This is a genomic window from Lacunimicrobium album, assembly GCF_052161635.1.
GTDB lineage: Bacteria > Planctomycetota > Planctomycetia > Planctomycetales > Planctomycetaceae > SXPC01.
Genome location: NZ_CP197413.1, coordinates 4,644,166 through 4,662,422, shown reverse-complemented (window position 1 = coordinate 4,662,422; position 18,257 = coordinate 4,644,166). Strand labels below are relative to the sequence as shown.

Below are 18,257 nucleotides of genomic sequence, written 5' to 3'. Positions count from 1 at the left end.
GCTCACGGCCCGACAACCCCGGCCTCTTCCCGTTTCTGCTTGCGCTCTTTCGCATTGTTGACCATCGGCCAAACTGGATCATCTTTGTGGGACGACGCCATTAAACTTTCAGCTCGCTGGATGAGCTCCGGATACTCCTTGCCGATGTCATTCTTCTCACTGACATCATCCGCAAGGTTGTAAAGTTCTATCGGCTTCCCGGGCCCTTGGCGAATGGCTTTGTAGTCGCCAAAGCGAACGGCCTGGAGTGATGGCCCCTCGTGAAGTTCCCAGTAGAAGGACTCGCGTTCCGGAGCAGACCCGCCCTTGAGAAATGAAACAAGGGACAGGCCATCAGTTGGGGGGACTTTTTCGATCGATAGGCCCGCAAGCTCCGCCACCGTCGGCATCAAATCCCAGAACGCCCACGGCTCCTCCGACACACGTCCCGCCGGAACCGTCCCCGGCCACCACGAGATCGCAGCTTGTCGCAGGCCCCCTTCGTACAGGCCACGTTTGAAGCCTCGCAGTTTCCCATCCATCGACTCATTAAAGAACTTGCCGATCTCCGAATCAGGCGCCTGCTGGCTGCCGTTGTCGCCAGTGAAGATGACAAACGTCTTCTTATCGAGGTGGAGTTCTTTGAGCAAATCGAGAAGACGTCCGACGTCGCTGTCGAGACGCGTGACCATTGCGGCGTAGGTCTTTTGTTTTTCGCTCCAGGGCTTATCTTTGTAGATGCCGAGGTCGTCGATCTCCATTTTGTTATGCGGCAGTGTCGCGGCGTAGAAAAGGAAGAACGGATCGGATTGGTGGTCACGAACCCATTTCAGCGTCTCATCAGCAAGGTAGTTCTGGGCGTAGCTGACTTTCGCGTTCTTGCCGTCGTTGCCGGGGAGTTCGAAACGCTGGTCGTCGTTATACAGATGGGTTGGGAAGTAGGAGTGGGCGTGTCGCTGGCAGTTGTACCCATAGAAGTGATCGAAGCCGACTTTGAGCGGGCTGCCGGTCGTGTGGAACATCCCCATGCCCCATTTGCCAACGCAGGCGGTCGAGTAGCCCTGGAGTTTGAGAACGCTGGCGAGCGTCGGTTGACCTTGAGGAAGAGGCCATTGGCCTTCGGGCTGGGCTTCGTAGTTGGCACGAACCGGAGAGTGGCCGGTGTGGAGTCCTGTCATCAGGGAAGCACGACTGGGAGCGCAGACGCTGGTCCCACTATAGGCCTGGGTGTATCGGGTTCCTTCTGCAGCCATCTGGTCCAGACGTGGTGTCTGGATGAGCTTCTGGCCGTAGCAGCCGAGGTCGCCTTGCGCGAGGTCATCGCAGAGGATGTAAATGATGTTAGGCCGCTCGTCCGCCCGAGCAGGTGAAATGAAACAGGCTCCCAGCAACGCCAGAATAAAAAAAGTAACACGTAGCATCGACGTCTCCTGTACTTGTCCTGGCACGATCAATATGGATGCCATGCCTTCATCACATTGACTGTAGACAAGCAGTGAGAGCGATGCAACGCGAGCGCGCGACTCAGATGAAGGAGGGTCGCATCGTCCTCCCGCTGACCCGTACATGAATTTCTCAATTCAAACTCTGTGCGCGAATTCAAGGTGAGGGTGATAACGGTTTCAGGAACACGGTTCGATCGAAGTTTCCGCAAAGGGTCTCATGAGGTTGAATCGGAAGGCGGTCGTCTTACAATGCGGGAACGCCATTTGATGGTGCCTGCTTGAATTCCCTCCTGACTCTCCTTCCACATTGATGTGCAAAGGCAAGCCCCTATGCCAAGACGAACTGATCGCTTCCTATCATTCACTTTCGTGCTGTTCTCCCTGGCGACTGCTCATGCCGCAGAGCCGATCGCGAAAGTGCCGCTGGGGCTGCCTGCGATTGTGAGTCCCAAAGACAATCCCCTTACTCCCGAAAAAGTCGAACTCGGCAAGCAGCTGTACTTCGATAACCGACTCTCAAGAGATATGACAATTTCCTGCGCCTCCTGCCACGATCCTGCCAAAGGCTATTCGAATGGTGCAGACGTCGCAGAAGGCTTCGGCGGAGCCAAAGGGGGACGCAATGCACCAACGGTCCTCAACACAGCCTATCAGACGTTTCAGTTCTGGGACGGTCGCGCAGGGTCTCTCGAAGAGCAGGCACTCGGCCCGCTGCAGAATCCGATCGAGATGAACATGACACTCGATCTGGCCCTCTCTCGACTCAAAGGCATCAAAGGCTATCGCGATCAATTTCAAAAGGTCTTCGGGACCGAAGTGAATGAAGAGGGGGTCGCGAAAGCCATCGCCGCTTATGAGCGAACCGTCCTCGCCGGCGATTCCAACTACGATCGTTACAAAGCCGGCGACAGCAGTGCACTGACCGCTCAAGAGAAAAAAGGGATGGACCTCTTCTTCGGCAAGGCCAACTGCGCGTCCTGCCACGCGGGGCCGAACTTCACGGACAATGCTTTTCACAACGTCGGCGTCGGCATGAATCAGGCCAAACCCGATGTCGGCCGCGCCGAGATCAGTAAGCTCGAAGGAGATACCGGCGCCTTCAAAACTCCCACCTGTCGCGACGTCGCCCTCTCCGGCCCATACATGCACGACGGAAGCCTGAAAACGCTCAAGGAAGTCGTCGAGCATTACAACAAAGGTGGCCACGCCAACGACTACCTCGATGAAGAAATCTACCCTCTCAACCTGACCGCCGACGAAATCGACGCCCTCGTCATCTTCATGGAAACCGGCCTCCGCAGCCACCAATACCCCGATCACAAACCACCAAAACTGCCTGAGTAAAACTGAAGACATTCACCACAAAGGCTCAAAGGGCACAAAGACTCACGAAGGAAATCGTCAACCATGTTTTCTTTGTGAACCTTTGTGTTCTTCGTGACTTGGTGGTGAAGCCTTTAGGTCGTCTTCCAACCCGAATTGCAATCATGGACATAAACAGCCATGATGAACCCACGCGATCTCCGGTCGATACCAGAATTGACCAGTCGCGTTCTTCCCTGATTCTGCTCCCACGAAAGGACTGCCATGAAACCTGCCACTGTGTTCTCGTGCGCTCTGACGACACTGATTGCTTCGTCTCTGCTCAACGCCGCTGAACCTGCTCCCAAACCGCTCGCCAAAGAGTTCGATAACCCCTGCGGCATCACCGTCCAGCCCACAACCGGCCACCTCTTCGTCGCCGCTCGTGACGGCATCTACCGCGTTGATCCAACGACCGGTCAGAAGTTCGCCGAAGTGACCGGATACCCCACCGATATCTACGGCAAAGGACCGAAGTACAACGTCGGACCCATGGGCGTCGCTTTCGTCAATGATGTTCTGGCTGTCGGCGACGGAAGCCGTCCTGATGCTCAAGAACTGGTTCGCTTCTATCAAGTCGGCAAGATGCCCGCCGCCAAGCCCGTCGAAGAAACGTCGGCTGTCGCAACCGTTGGGCCGATCGTCGGTGGAGAAGCATCCGCCAAGGGCGAAGGCAACTTCTACGCGATCGCCGTCAAGGGTAATGAGATTTACATCACCGCCAACGGCGATGACACCAAAGGCTGGGTTCTGAAGTCTGGATTCGAAGGTGGGAAAGCAGCTGAGCTGACTCCGCACCTGGCAACTAAGCCCGAAGTCGGCGTCGATGCACCCGTCGGTATCACCGTCGGCCCCAAAGGCGAACTCGTGATCGGCCAGATGGGCGAAGTCAACGTCCCCGGCGACAGCCTGCTGACGATCTACGATGCCGACACGAAGAAACTCCTCAAAAGCTACAAGACCGGCCTGCATGACATCGCAGGTCTGGCTTACAGCCCCAAGACCGGCAAGCTGTACGCCGTCGACTTTGCCTGGGTCGATGTGACTCAAGGCGGCCTGTTCGAGCTGACGGTTTCTGGTGACGAAGTGAAGGCCACAAAAGTTGCTTCCCTCCTCAAGCCAACCGCATTGACCTTTGGTGCCGATGGCAGCCTGTTCGTCACCATCTTCGGCGACACCGAAGCCGGCAATCCTGCTCCTGGTTCCGTTGTGAAGTTTGCACCAGGTCTGTAAAGCATCCGGTTCGTTCAATAAATTCAAAGCCGCGGCTGTCGTCAAGATGGCCGCGGCTTTTTGGATTGGTAAGATCGAGAAATACTTCGACCTTCCCCTCTTTTCTTCTGTTAACTTGAACGCTCTCCATACGGGTTCAAACTCTCATCGACTCCTTCCCGTCCGATCTGACGAACGACGAATGACACTCTTATGGTCTACCTCAACCGCATCTACACCAAATTCGGCGACGCTGGCCAAACGCAGCTTGGCAACGGCGCCTCCGTCTCCAAGACCTCTCTGCGTGTCGTCGCGATGGGAGATGTGGATGAACTGAACTGTCAACTCGGCGTTGTGCTGTCCCATTGGACGGCTTCCACATCGACACTGTCCAAGCTGCACTCGCGCCTGTCGCATATCCAGAATCAACTCTTTGATCTTGGCGCAGACCTCTGTCTTCCCGATGAACCCGCGGCTGAACCGCTTTCCAAGCTCAAGATTGTCGAACAGGATGTTGAACAGATCGAGTCCTGGATCGACGATTTCAACGAGTCGCTGGCTCCTCTCACCAGTTTCATCCTGCCCGGAGGTTCGATCGCTGCTGCTGGACTTCACCTCGCCCGCGCAATCTGTCGACGTGCAGAGCGAACCTGCTGGCAACTTCATCAAGAGTCTCCCATCAACGCCCAGATCACAATCTACCTGAATCGCCTGTCCGACCTGCTCTTCGTGGCGGCAAGAATCACCAACCAGGAACTCAACATCACCGACCCCCTGTGGCATCCCGGCTCTCCCAATGATCCTCTCGCTTGAGGTGGAAGCAAGGAGTTCACTCTCGCCGAGAAGGCGAGAGTGAACGACGCGGTAGTCTTCTCAGGAATGGTGCCCGAAGGGCGGATGAGGGTGGGCGATAGGCACTCGTTCGCCTCCATTTACGCCACGAAACGATAGACAAGATTGACACTTCTGCTACGCGATCGACTGGGGACTGCTAATGTCCTGATCCCAGACGCCCGCTGACCGCGCCGACTCATAACTCTGCTCTGTGATCATTCGTCACACCCTCCCTTCAAATCTGCTCTTGCTCCATTTCCACGAACCAGCGAGAATTCCGCCCGATTACAGTTTCCCTAGACCGTCGGTACCCATGGAAGGAGACCCGGCTGTGATTCGTCGTGCCCCCGCTATCGCATTTATCGCTTTGTATCTTGGAATCCTCGGCTACGGCATCGTTGCCCACATGTTCTCCATGGGCACTGGCTCGCACGTCGGCATGTATTACATCGTCTGGGACATGTTTTGCGGCTGGTCTGGCTTTGAGCAGCGACACCACCTGATCGCAGAAGGGGAAAGCGGTCAATTCTACGACATCACCACCGGCCCCTGGGGTGACGTCCGACCATACGGACCACTCGAACGTCTCCACTACGATACCTATGCCATGCACACCCCGCGCATCGCACAAAACATTCTCAAACACACTGCTCACGAGCCGATCACCAAAGTCTACATGATCGAAGAATACTGGGCCAAGAAGTACAACCTTCCAGATGCCTACTGGGCCGCGACCCATCAAGAGCCCAAAGATCCCAAACGCTATTACAGCACCCGCATGACTCTCACCAACGACTGTCAGAAATGGGTCACCTATCCGACATGGCTGCACAAACAACAGTACGTGTTCTACATGGATAACCCCAAACTGCAGATGCTCGCCAAGAACAGTCGTCAATTCCTCAGGCCAAATTCGGTCTATCAGGCCAACCAGTTCGTTCCAATCGGCACGCTGCCGAGCACCTCTCTGGACACCGGCGCGATCCAGCCCGCCAGCTTCGAGATGGTCACCGAATAAGCCAAACGCCCACTCCTCGCAACTTTCTGACTCTCTTCGTTTGATTCAAACGGACATTATCGAGGACTCGATCCATGTCGCGAACGACCCATCAGCCAGCCAGTTCTCTCAGCCAGCTTGAGCAATTCTTCTTTGCCAAAGAAGCCCCCTACGGCATGGCGCTCATGCGAATCAGTGTCTCCGCGACCATGCTGTGGACACACATCGTCCGCTTCCCTTACGCGCGAGAAATCTACTCGACCGATGGAGCAATCGCACAACTCTCGATGACGTTTGGGCAAGGCAACTACGTTCCAGAATTTGGCGGGACGGCAGCCGTCGCGCTCTATACCATCTTGATCTGTGCCTGCATTGGCTCGATCATCGGGTGGCAGACTCGGATCTGTCTGGCTCTCTCATGCCTGCTTTATACATACTTCTCGATGCTCGATGCTTTGAGCACGATCACCAAATACTCTGTCATCGCAACGCACCTGCTGCTGCTCGCGTCCCTGGCTGACTCGGGGGCGATCTGGTCAGTCGATGCCTGGTTGAAAGGGAACCCGAAACGGAATCCCTTCCCGAGCCAGCCCTCTCGCATCACCCCGACATCTTACGTCTGGCCGGCTCGACTGACTCAACTTTTTATTGGCATCATCTACCTGGGGGCTGCCTGCACGAAGCTCCATACACCGGCTTTCTTCAATGGGGATCAGCTCAAGTACTGGATGCTGACTCAGATGAACCATGGTCACCCGCTTGGTGACTACCTTTCGATGCACCCGGCCATGGTCGTCATCTCCTGTTACATCGCAGTGATCTGGGAAATCATGTTCATTTTCACTGTCTTCACGAAGGGTTGGCGTATCCCGATGCTCTTGATTGGCGCTGCTTTCCACATCGGAACAACACTGATGCTGGGCCTCGTCACGTTCCCGCTGGTCATGATTTCCGGATACCTGGCTTTCCTGAAGACATCCGATGTCCAGTGGATGGCCCAGCAGTACCGCTATGTGAAACGACGTTACTTCCGCAATGTTTCTATCGCTTTGCCCCAACTGGGACTGAGCAACTGGCAACCTGCTCTGGCTCACTATTCTCTCTTGCTGTTCTCTTGCGTGATCGTGGTCGCGACGTCTGCTGGTGTGCAGGCAGAAAACTGGATGGACCCTTACAAAAAACGTGGTCCCAACGGCCCTCTTCAACTCCAGCCGATGCCGATGGAGAAGGTTGCAGAACTGTTCAAGCAGGAAGAACCTCTTCGCGAAATCGACCGTATCTTCTCCTTCCGTCTGGGGACGCTTGAAGTCAGTGAAATCATCATCGACCCGCGCACGGAATTCACTCAGGGAGACCTTCTGGTCGCTCAGGTGTCTCTCACTCCGCCTCACGGAGATATGTTCCTCGAATGCGTCCTCGTCGATGCCGATGGCGATCTCCTGCACCAGGAATATTACATCACCCCGCGAGACACCAACCTCGTGACGTTCCGTCTCAATATGTGTGAGACGCTGCTGCCCGGCAACTACGCGATGGTCCTTCGCGCCAACGCGAAAGAAGTCCAACGCCAACCGTTCACTCTGAAACCAGGTGTCTGTAAAGTTCCACAGTGATCGCGTCCGGCTGATCCCTGCATGTCGCTCCGCCCCTGTGCTCTGCTGTCACAGTCGGGGAAAATACGCGGACTTTATCGACTATGATGCCACCCTTTAGCAGGATTCACCGGTGTCAACGTGAAACCGTTCAGCACACGGGAAAAGAATTTTTTCCATCGAAATCCTTTGATCCACGGTCCTCGACACGACGTATAATTCAACAGAGGTAAGTGTTGATGCGATCGATCGCGGATCACTTCCTCCACCAGGTCAACGGCATCCAACTGCCGCAAAACTGGCGTCGTTACATGACGACAGACAGCCGTCATGTTGTTGGTCGAAGTATTTGAGAAAGGGTTTCTGTCATGCAAATTCTGGTCACCACTGACAATCACACCGAGGGACATGCCCGATTACACGACTACGTTCAAACCAAAGTCGAAACAACTTTGGCGCGATTCCAGCAGCGTGTCACGCGGGCGGAAGTTCACCTGAGCGACCAGAACAGCTCCGCCAAGAAAAGCGACGACCACCAGAAATGCGTCGTCGAAGTTCGCGTCAATGGGCTCAAGCCGATGAGTGTGTCACACAACGCCAGCAATCTTGAACTGGCTGTGACCGGCGCCGTCGAAAAGATGGAACGCGCCTTGGCACACACACTCGATCGACTGGCGGAAACGCACAAGTCGGGCTCGCCCAAAGCCGCTGGACTGGTCATGTAAACTGACCGGTTCGATAGACAATTTGAGTTCGCATCAGGGACGGCTCTCTTACGAGGGCCGTCCTTTTTTCGTGGGATGTTTGGAAACTGTAGCTGAATACATTTGATGGTCTGGGGAGTGAGTCGCAATGAAGAGGTACGGGGTGAAGGTGAAGCCATGATCGGCGATCTATACGCCGGATCGTGCGCACAAAATGGGCAATTTTTGTGTCAATACTGAGTACGTCCAAAGTGAGACGCGCTACTTTTTTACAAAGGTCCGAGGCTTTCAGAAATTTCACGGACAAAAAGGATTTCACGACTCATTTGAACGTAACTCGTTCGCACCATTTTCTTTATTCCGAATCAACGTGGACTGTACTGTGTACTGTTCAACACGAGAAACCGCTGTCAGGTCAGTGGGAGGGGCACTGGCCTTGCATACTTGACCAGACAAACCCTCCATCAAAATTTTGATCCGATCATCATAAAAGGTTTTGAATGAGTACCGACTCGCCGTTGTCTCCGCGTATTGCTCAATACATCACCGACATCCGGGCCCGCATCGGGACGGTGGTCGTTGGGCAGGATGTCGTTGTGGAGCGTTTGCTCATCGCGTTGTTCTCATCGGGGCACCTGTTGTTGCAGGGGGTTCCTGGGCTGGCAAAGACGCTGCTGGTGTCGGTGCTTTCAAAGTCGATTTCACTGGATTTCTCGCGGATTCAGTTCACGATCGACTTGTTGCCATCGGACATCCTGGGCTCGGAGATTCTGGATCAGAAGACCAGTGAGTTCAAAGTCCAGAAGGGGCCGATCTTCACGAACCTGTTGCTGGCCGATGAAATCAACCGGGCCGCTCCCAAGGTGCAGTCGGCTCTGCTGGAAGCGATGCAGGAACGCAAAGTGACGATCGGGGGAACGACATTTCCGCTGCCCGCGCCGTTCCTTGTGATCGCAACACAGAACCCGGTCGAGCAGGCGGGAACATTCGAGTTACCCGAAGCGCAGTTGGACCGCTTCATGTTGTGTCACCGTCTGCGTTATCCCACGCCCGACGAGGAGAAGGAAGTTCTCCGACGCAACGCGAACCTGGGGATTCGTCGCGATGGAAAGGGCGGAGCGATTGCAAAAACCGAATTTGATGTGCTGGCCAACGAGCCCGTCGGCGGCTTGGAAGATCTGATCGCCGCGATGCAGGCGACGCATGAAGTTTACGTCAGCGATGCCTTCATTGAACACATCTCAGCCATCGCCGAGAAGTCACGACGTCACCCTGCTCTGGAACTGGGAGCCAGTCCGCGAGCTGGGATCGCATTGATCAAGGCCTCGCGTGCCAGGGCGCTGATTCATGGTCGGGACTATGTCGTGCCAGAGGATCTGTATTCTCTGGCCGATGACGTCCTGCTGCACCGCATTCGTCTCAACTACGAGGCACTCGCGGACGGACTGACTGGCAAGATGGTGCTGGAAGAAATCCTCAGCGATGTGGGTCATCTGGCTAAGCCAGTGGCAAGTGTTTAAGAAGATTAGCCACAGAGTTCACAGAGGGCTCAGAGGAAAAAGCAAAAGATTCTGTATTCCTCCTTCCTCGGTGATCTCTGTGCCCTCTGTGGCTGGCTTATTCTGGATTCTCCCGACGACACGGATGTCGAAAGTTCGCTTTAAGGCCATGATGGCCATTTTTACTTCTCTTCTCGACCTGAGTGTTCATGACGCATCATGCAGTTCTTTCTGATCAGGAGTTTCTCGATACGAGACGCTTTCTGATCGCGGCCAAGCGGTTGGCCAATGATCTTTCTTATGGCACCGATCCGTCGCCTTATCTGGGGTCGGGGACAGAGTATGTGCAGTCGCGGCCTTATCAGATCGGCGATTCGATTCGTTCAATCGACTGGCGGGTGACGGCACGCACGGGCAAGCCGTTCGTCAAAGAGTACGAGGCGACGAAAGCCTTGCCCTGTTACCTCCTGGTCGATACGTCCGCTTCGATGACAGTCAGTTCGCTGCCACGCAGTAAGTACGGTCATGCAGTGATTGTCGCGGGTGGATTGGCGCTGGCGTGCCTGGATCGAGTCAGCCCGGTAGGGATGATCGCAGTGGGCGATCGGAATCTGCGGATTCAGCCATCGTTGTCGCGGGACCAGATCCTGACCTGGCTGCATCAACTCAAAAAATATCGCTTCGATGAAGCCACGACTTTAGGAGAACGAATTACCGAACTCACGCCCCGCCTGACCAGTCGGGCGATGGTACTGATTCTGAGTGACCTGCATGATCCCGGTGCGGTGGGAGCAATTCGCCTGCTGGCACAGAATCACGATGTGTGCGTCCTGCAGTTCCGTGATCCCGCCGAGCGAAGCATGACGGGAACCGGGTTCGTGCGAGCCCGCGAAGCAGAAACAGGGCAGACATTTTTAACCCGAGGCAAACAAAGCCTCGTCAAGCAATTCGGCCTGGAACAAAGCCTGAAACGTGGCGGGGTCGATCATTTGATTATTGATACGGACAAGCCGTACGAGAAAAACCTGACCCGCTTCTTCGGCCAGCGAAGTATTCTTGGACGGGGGGCGCGGTGAGAAGAACACTTGTTGCATTTGTTCTGTGTATGTGGGTGGCGATCATCGCGATTGTCACTCCTGCAGGCGTTATTGCAGGAACCGATCGTCCCGCTGTGCCCAGTACGGAAGTAGGGATTTCGACGACGCTGGAAGATGTGATCATTAGTGGGCCACTCGTCCGGGCAAAGATGATTGCTGACAGCATGACGCCCGTCGTGTTGCGGGTCTTATCGTCGGAGCCGATAGAAGATGGATACCGATATGATCTGGAGTTCTATGCTCTGGAACCAGGAGAGCATAATCTGGCTGGCTATCTGGAACGGACTCAGTCCGGGGCAAGTGTCCCCGATGTGATGGTCCGAGCCGTCACATCGCTGGCTGACCCTAATGCGATCGAACTGCGAGGACAGGTTTATCGCGCAACCTCATGGTTCCCGTGGTATACGGTGACGATGGGCGTAGCCATTGTTGCGTGGTGTGCAGGATTGTGGTGGCTTCTCACGAGTGGGAAAAAGGCTGTTGTTTCTGAGCACCATGATATGGCCCAGACGCTGACCGCGATGGAGCAGCTAGTGGCTCGGGTAGGTGAGCGACAGAGTCACCAGTTGAACAACACCGAGCAGGCGGAACTCGAGCGACTGATCTATCTCATCTGGCGTGAACTCAAGGGGATCGATGCGGATGCAGCCGAAGCAGTGTTGTCGCTCAAGGGTGATCCCCAGGCGGGACCGATGTTGCGAAAATTCGAACAATGGCTGCATGCTCCGAAAAGAGGCTCACTGGATCTGAGCGAGATGCTCCAGGAACTGCGTGAGCGAGCAGAGGTAGCAGTCGTATGATGAGTTTTACATCGCCGTGGGTCTTGGCATTGCTCGTCGTTCCCGTCGCGCTGATGGCATGGGTTTGGAGACGCCAGCGTGGTCGTGTCGCGATGCCGTTCGACCATGGAGAGGTGATCTCGCCGAAGTACTGGCCGACAGTGTTAAAGATGTGTGAATCACTGCCCGTGTTGCTGCTGTCAACTGTGATCATCATTCTGGCTGGCCCGCAGAAGATGGGAGTCCCCCAGGCAAAACGAAAAATGACGAACATCCAGTTTTGTGTGGATGTTTCCGGTAGTATGACGGCCAACTTTGGCGAGGCGACTCGCTACGACGAAGCGATGAAAGCGATCAACGGCTTTCTTGATTTCCGCGAAGGGGATGCCTTCGGATTGACGTTCTTTGGAAATGCCTTCATCCACTGGGTGCCGTTGACGACCGATGCCTCTGCGATCAAATGCGCTCCCCCCTTCATGCACCCCAATAAGCCCAGCCGCCCCGACTGGTTTAGCGGAACGGAGGTCGGACGAGCGCTGAAGGCGTGTCACGAAGAGTTAATGTCTCGTGCAGATGGGGATCGCCTGATCATCCTGATTTCAGACGGGCAGAGCGGAGACCTCATGGGTGGACAAGCCGAGGCTATTGCAGAACAGCTGAAAAAAGACAACATCATCGTCCATGATATTCACGTCGCCAATGAGACGGTCCCCGCTGAGATCAGCACGATTGCCATGATCACCGGAGGAGCTGTTTTTAATCCGACGGATCCCGAAACATTGTTGAGTGTCTTTGAAAAAATCGATCAGATGCAGCCAGTCGAGATGGAACGGACTGTTGGCGAGATGATGGATGATTTCTCGCCGCTTTGTCTGGTCGCGTTGTGCATCGCCGGGTTGTTTCAAGTAAGCCTGTTGGGCTGGAGGTACAATCCATGGTAGCGATGTGTGCCGCCCTTACGGTGGCGTTGTTTGTATCAATGACGGAAGTCCTACACGCCCGGCGTGTGAGCCGTCTTGGTTATCTGGCGTTCGGGCCAAACAAGAGGGCGTCACTTCTAGGCCAGCTTGCACCGGTTGTGCGTATCTTGTCTTTGACGTGCTGTACCTGGGGACTGGTGACGTTGATGACGGTCGATCCTCAAATTCACGGCAAGCAGAATGTCAAAGAAGAAGAGTCCCAGCATCTGATCGTGCTGCTGGACGTCTCGCCCAGTATGGATCTGAAGGATGCCGGTACCGAAGGCAAGCAGACCCGCAAGGCACGCGGGAAGGAACTCTTGGAATCGATCTTTCAACGGACAATGATTTCCAGTTTCAAAACGAGCGTCTTCGCTGTCTATACCGATGCCTTTGCTGTTGTTGAAGAAACGACTGATCCAGAAGTCATCAGCAATATCCTGAACGATCTGCCACTGTTTACTGTCTTTGAGAGTGGAAAAACGAATCTGTTTTCCGGTCTGGAAAAAGCTGCTGCGTTAGCGAAAAACTGGGCTTCTGGTAGCACATCGGTGATCATTGTCAGTGACGGCGATACGGTCCCTGCCAGTGGCATGCCCAAGATGCCTGCTTCCGTGGGAGAGATTCTTGTCCTGGGTGTCGGCGATGCGACCTCAGGAAAATTTATCGATGGTCACCAGTCACGACAGGATGTTTCAACGTTGAATCAGATCGCGATTCGCCTTGGTGGTCATTACCACAATGGCAATAAGCTGCATCTGGATTCCAGCCTGGCGAGAACCGTGATGGCGGTTCCGGAAGCATCGTTCCTGAAGAGCTTCTCGGTCCGAGAGTATGCTCTCATCATGATCGGGATTGGTTCGTTTGCCCTGGCGCTGCTGCCGGTCTTGTTGGATCGGTACGGAACGTCGTGGAATCCTGGCCGTGTGGTGAAGCGGGAGGTGGTGGTCAGAGAAAGGGAGTTGGTTTCATGATGGGAATGCCTGGAGTCGAAATGTCATTGTGAATCTAGCGTTGCCTATCGCTCACCCTCATCCGCCCTTCGGGCACCTTCACCCCTCAAGGGAGAAGGGACGAAATGCGGCTCCCCTCAAGGGAGAAGAGATATGAATAAAGCAGGATCCTAAACTTGAAACCATACTTTCTGATCTTCTGGTTGATGCTACCGATGGCGGGGGCTGCTTTTCACTTTGGACCTGGCGAGGAGAAGCTGAAGCAGGATCGTGTTTCGTCGCTGCTGGATCAGGCTCATCAGCTGGCGGTGACCGGAAAGCGGAAGGCCGCCATTGAGATGTATGATCTCATTCTGTCTCTCGTGCCTGCCGACCAGGAAGAGAAGTTGCTGGAGGTTCGTCTCGAAAAAGCCAAGCTGCAGATTGAGCACGGGGCAACTCCCAAGGCGTATCGTGATCTTGTTGATCTGGCGCCGCTGGTCGTGACAAACAGCAGGTTGTCACAGAAGGTCAAGAGCGACTTTGCATCGACGCTGGCGTCGACTGAGTTTTATGGAACATGGATCATGCGTCTGGAAGGCAAGCCCAAAGAAATGTGGCTCCCCTTTATCGAGTCGGCCCGTCAGCGGTTTCGCTATGTCTCTGAGGAGAAGCAGGGGCAGCGAAACAACGACGAACTGGTCATGTCTCATCAGAATCTCGAGTCTTCGATTCGCCTGGAACGCATGAGCATTGAAGAGCTGCAGGGACTTCCGCTTCCCCCGGAGGTCCAACGAGCTCAGCAAAAAGGTGAGGGAGAAGGGGAAGGCGAAGGAGAAGGCTCCGACGGCATGGGCGAGGGGAAAGGCAAAGGAAAAGTCAAAGCCAAGGGGAAAGGAAAAGGAGAGGGCGACTCCGAGGCTCGCGGAGAAGGAGCCGGAGTCGGTGCAACCATTCAGCGTGCCGGGTCGTAAGCATTCATCTGGTTGGCATTCCCATCGAAAACACAATTTTTAGACCTGATACATTCTCGATAACTTCAAGGATCTTTCGACGTGATCACTCGATTTGCAAGTTTCTGTTTAGGGGTCGCTCTACTAGGGCCTGCGTTCGATTTCCAAGTCTACGGCCAGCCACCATTGCCTCACAATATGGAAGCAATGAGAGCTCGGTCTTTAGATTCCGAGACAAGACTCAGCCCTGCAGAATCGACGGAAGCAACGCCGGCTGAATCTGGTGGTGAGAATTCTGCTTCGACAAAGCCCGTAGACCCATTGACTCAAGCACTGTCCAAACTGAAATTCGACCGACGACCATCAGCGATTCTCGATGCCTGGAAAATCGAGCAGGATGCGGCTGAGAAAACAGACCCAGCGGGCGAACAGACAGAGCAACAGAAACTCGATCATCTGGTTCGCGACGTGTCATTGTCTCACTGGGAGAACGTCGGAAAGTTCTATCGAGAACTCCCGGAATCCTCTCGCAAAAATGCATATCAGTCGTTGCTGACGATTTTAGAAACCCCTGCTGGTGGACAAGCCCGCCTGCCAAACAATCCACAGCAGAAGTACGCGATCCAGAATGTCTTTTCTCCGGATGATCTGTTTGGAATGATCCAGGCATCTCCCGTTCCCTTCGAGGAATCCCTGACGACTCGTTTAGCTCCGCTGTTCAAGATGTCTCTGGAACAGGGACATGCGATCGAAACCTACGTTGCCATGTTTAGCGAGAAGCTGAAGACTCAGCCTGAGTTCGGGCTGGATTCAAAGGAAGTCGCACGTCTGATCGTCTTAGCTGGCAAACCGGAATCGGCTGGGCCGTTCCTGCCTCCCCTGGAAGATGCCATTGCTCAGAAAGATCATGATGCGCTGCTGCTTCTGACGGAATACTACCTCGCCGACCAGAAAGAATTCGTCGGACAAAGTCGCTGGAACAAAGGCTGGAATACCCTCCAGGCTGTCTTGAAGATGGAGGGCGTCTCAGAGGAGAATGAAGTCAAAGCCGTCACGCGTTGTATTGAACTAGCTCCCAACCTGCCTGCCGACGTCGGTTCCGCGTGGTTGAAGGAGAGCTTTCAGAATCATTCATCGCGTGGTGTGTTGATTCTTTCGAAACTCGGAACGAAGGTGTCTCAAGGGATCACGCAAGAGCCAGCCAATATTCAGGAACGATTGAAGAATCTGCAGCTTCAGTCTCGCTCAGTCGAGGCACTTCTCGAAGCAGCGCAAGAACAGCCTGAGAGCCACGTGGAACTCTGGAAGCCCGCTGTCACTCTGCTGGCTGAAAACTGGATGCTCGAAGCCCAGGTCACTTACGACCTGGCCAAAGATGTGAAGCTGACTCCCCAGATGCGTCGCGATCGCTACGGCAACAGTTTCTTCATGGACGACGCCATGAATATGGGCCAGAACCCGCAGAACAATCGAGGTCCTCTGCAGCCAATCGCGCTGAAGGATATCGTCGCGACGGCTCCTAATGCCGACTGGCAGGCGATGATCATGCCCAGCATGAAGCCTGAGTTCATGACGATGATGTCAAAGCTATACTTGAAAGCCGCTGAAGAAACGAACGCGTTTCCCTACATCGAACAACTGGCTGCAATCATGCCTCATCGGGCTCATGAGCAGGCCGAAGAGTTTATGAGAGTCTGGATTCGCAATCATGACATGAACGCCGCGAATAATACCCGTGGAATGTACATGGCTTACAGTTTCCAACCGCGTTCAGAGATGATCCCGCTGACTCGATCTCAGCAGGAACGCAATTTGAATGAACTGTCTGCTTGGCTGGTTCGCTTGAAAGCACTTCCGATCGAGCCCATCAGCGAGAGCATTCTGCTCGATGCGTTTATGAAGAGTCATTCGACCGCAGAAGTTTATCGCCTGGAAGCCATCGAACGAGTCCTTGGTGATGTGAAGTCTCTGGATGATACGACTCTGAGTAAGATCGCGCAGACAATGCGTGCCAACCTGGCCTCCGTCTGGAAAGATCCCAAGCTACAACAGCAATACAAAACCAATCGCAAGATCGAAGACCTGAAGGCCGAGGTTTCTCGTGGCTATCAGGTCGCCTACGAACTGCTCGAACGTGGTCTTGCTTCCCATCCAGATAGCTGGACGCTCAAGGTCGCACAAGCCTCATTGCTTCATGATGAAAATGCTTATAAAGACGAGATCGATTCTCATCACAATTTTGAAGAGTATCGCCAGAAAGCCTTCGAACAATTCCAGTCAGCGGCCAAAGACTACCGCGAACAAGTGACGCAGATGCCGCAGAGCAAGTACTCTACCGACGTCTACCAGATTTGGTTCTTTGCAGCCCTGGGGGCCTGCGATGTCGGCAGGATCGATGAAACAAATCGTCTGGCTGTCTCTCAACCTCCATTGATCATTGCAGCCATCGCGGACCTGCCGCAACCTGCTCGCGCGTATCATGAGGAACAGTTTGCCAACACGATGATCCAGGCGCTCCCGTCCGTAAAACCGAATGCAAAGTACCGCTTTCTGAAAACAGGCCTGGAGGTGGTTGGAAATCACCCGCTGTCCTCCGAAGCTCAGAAAGTGTTCGCGTACTACAAGGATCTCGTGACAGAAATCCGACTGGATGCCTTCGTCGATGGGAGTGATGTCGTTGGGCATTCCGAGCCGTTCGGAGTTTATGTCAATCTACGACACACCACCGATATCGAACGTGAATCGGGTGGGTTCAAGAAGTATCTCCAGAATCAGAACGGGCAGAATTTCGCCTACAACTATGGTCGCCCGAATGAGAACTATCGCGACAAGTTTGAAGGCTCTGTCAGGACAGCTCTGGAAGAACAGTTCGAAGTCATGTCGGTGACGTTTCAGGAGCCGGGCGTTCAGTCAAAGGCCATGGATCAGTACGGCTGGCGAGTCACGCCTTACGCGTATCTGTTGTTGAAAGCGAAGGGGCCCCAGGTGGATGCCTTGCCCTCATTGACTCTGGATATGGATTTCATCGATACCTCAGGCTATGTCGTCCTGCCAATTGAAACCGCGATCGTCCCCTTGGATTGTCGACCAGAACAAGGCAAAGAGCGCCCATTCAACAATCTGAAACTTGTACAGACGCTGGATGAACGCGAAGCCAAAGACGGCAAGCTTTCACTGGAGATCAAGGCCACCGCTCGAGGGGTGCTTCCGAGCATCGGTCAGTTGGTGAAGATGGATTATCCTGGCTTTGAAATTGTGGAAGAGAAGCCAAGCGAACTGTCAGTCGTCAAATTCGATCCCACCGCTCCCGAGAATGTTGTTCTCACAGAACGAACCTGCACTATCACGATGCAGTCCGCTCAGTCGGAACCCGTTCCTGAGACATTTGTGTTCTCGGAACCCAAGGACAAAGTAACGACAACCGAAGTGGTTTATCAGCGCTTCAATGATGCGGATATTGTCTCAGTCGGTCCGAGCATCAAGCTGATCGAGAACTATGCTCGAACCAACTACGGCCTCTGGGCTCTTTTCGGCGTTCTCACCGCTGTGGTTCTTGGAGTTGCCTATCAGCTGATGACCCCCAAGACATCGATCGTCGTCGAAGGTCAGACGCTTGTTATGCCCGAGACGCTGAATGCGTTCTCTGCCATCGGGTTCCTGCAACAACTCCAGCAGTCATCCAAGTTCAACGCCGAGCAGCGATCCGAACTGCAGTCGACCGTCAAGCAACTGGAACTGGCTTACTTCCGACAGGGAGAAGGCGGAGTGACCAACTTGAAGGAACTGCTGCAAAGCTGGTTGCAGAAGGCTTCAAAGTCAACCTGACTGGAACGCATCTTCATTCAAAGACCGCGAGGAAAACCTCGCGGTCTTTTTTGTTGTTTGGCTGTTCCACAGCGACCATGAATACGAA

At 54.4% G+C, this 18,257-nt stretch carries 14 protein-coding genes; 13 read left to right on the top strand and 1 reads right to left on the bottom strand.

Features of this window, described 5'->3' with window-relative positions; all coding sequences use genetic code 11:
- Window positions 1-2: 2 nt before the first annotated feature.
- A complete protein-coding gene (locus tag SH248x_RS18725; RefSeq protein WP_459555843.1) occupies window positions 3-1,400 on the bottom strand; it encodes an arylsulfatase in 1,398 nt (465 codons plus the stop codon).
- 354 nt (window positions 1,401-1,754) lie between these two features.
- On the opposite strand from SH248x_RS18725, the gene SH248x_RS18720 reads away from it, so the two are divergent.
- From SH248x_RS18720 to SH248x_RS18660, 13 genes are all read left to right on the top strand, one after another.
- Window positions 1,755-2,768, top strand: a complete 1,014-nt coding sequence (locus SH248x_RS18720; RefSeq protein ID WP_459555842.1) for a cytochrome-c peroxidase — start codon at window positions 1,755-1,757, stop codon at window positions 2,766-2,768.
- A gap of 243 nt (window positions 2,769-3,011) precedes the next feature.
- Entirely contained in the window at window positions 3,012-4,019 is a 1,008-nt protein-coding gene (locus SH248x_RS18715) for a hypothetical protein (RefSeq protein WP_459555841.1), read from the top strand.
- Between the two features lie 192 nt (window positions 4,020-4,211).
- Window positions 4,212-4,811: an ATP:cob(I)alamin adenosyltransferase gene (locus SH248x_RS18710; protein ID WP_459555840.1), complete on the top strand. Its 600-nt coding sequence runs from the start codon at window positions 4,212-4,214 to the stop codon at window positions 4,809-4,811.
- Between the two features lie 352 nt (window positions 4,812-5,163).
- On the top strand, window positions 5,164-5,850 hold the full coding sequence (locus SH248x_RS18705) for a hypothetical protein (RefSeq protein ID WP_459555839.1): 687 nt from the start codon (window positions 5,164-5,166) through the stop codon (window positions 5,848-5,850).
- Window positions 5,851-5,924: 74 nt separating this feature from the next.
- Window positions 5,925-7,442 carry an HTTM domain-containing protein gene (locus SH248x_RS18700; protein WP_459555838.1) on the top strand — a complete coding sequence of 506 codons (1,518 nt, stop codon included), beginning with the start codon at window positions 5,925-5,927 and terminating at the stop codon, window positions 7,440-7,442.
- A gap of 347 nt (window positions 7,443-7,789) precedes the next feature.
- Window positions 7,790-8,146, top strand: coding sequence for an HPF/RaiA family ribosome-associated protein (locus tag SH248x_RS18695; protein ID WP_459555837.1), 357 nt, complete (start codon window positions 7,790-7,792; stop codon window positions 8,144-8,146).
- A 479-nt stretch (window positions 8,147-8,625) separates the two neighbouring features.
- Complete coding sequence (locus SH248x_RS18690) at window positions 8,626-9,645, top strand: AAA family ATPase (protein WP_459555835.1); 1,020 nt, start codon at window positions 8,626-8,628, stop codon at window positions 9,643-9,645.
- Window positions 9,646-9,833: 188 nt separating this feature from the next.
- Window positions 9,834-10,700, top strand: a complete 867-nt coding sequence (locus SH248x_RS18685) for a DUF58 domain-containing protein (RefSeq protein ID WP_459555834.1) — start codon at window positions 9,834-9,836, stop codon at window positions 10,698-10,700.
- The gene (locus SH248x_RS18680; RefSeq protein WP_459555833.1) at window positions 10,697-11,521 is read left to right on the top strand and encodes a hypothetical protein; all 825 of its coding nucleotides are present in this window, start codon (window positions 10,697-10,699) and stop codon (window positions 11,519-11,521) included. Before SH248x_RS18685 ends, SH248x_RS18680 begins: the two co-directional genes overlap by 4 nt.
- Window positions 11,518-12,441, top strand: coding sequence for a vWA domain-containing protein (locus tag SH248x_RS18675; protein ID WP_459555832.1), 924 nt, complete (start codon window positions 11,518-11,520; stop codon window positions 12,439-12,441). The genes SH248x_RS18680 and SH248x_RS18675 overlap by 4 nt, the downstream gene beginning before the upstream one ends.
- Complete coding sequence (locus tag SH248x_RS18670) at window positions 12,435-13,433, top strand: vWA domain-containing protein (protein WP_459555831.1); 999 nt, start codon at window positions 12,435-12,437, stop codon at window positions 13,431-13,433. Before SH248x_RS18675 ends, SH248x_RS18670 begins: the two co-directional genes overlap by 7 nt.
- Before the next feature lie 155 nt (window positions 13,434-13,588).
- Window positions 13,589-14,365 carry a hypothetical protein gene (locus SH248x_RS18665; RefSeq protein WP_459555830.1) on the top strand — a complete coding sequence of 259 codons (777 nt, stop codon included), beginning with the start codon at window positions 13,589-13,591 and terminating at the stop codon, window positions 14,363-14,365.
- Window positions 14,366-14,446: 81 nt separating this feature from the next.
- The gene (locus SH248x_RS18660) at window positions 14,447-18,169 is read left to right on the top strand and encodes a hypothetical protein (protein ID WP_459555829.1); all 3,723 of its coding nucleotides are present in this window, start codon (window positions 14,447-14,449) and stop codon (window positions 18,167-18,169) included.
- Window positions 18,170-18,257: the final 88 nt, after the last annotated feature.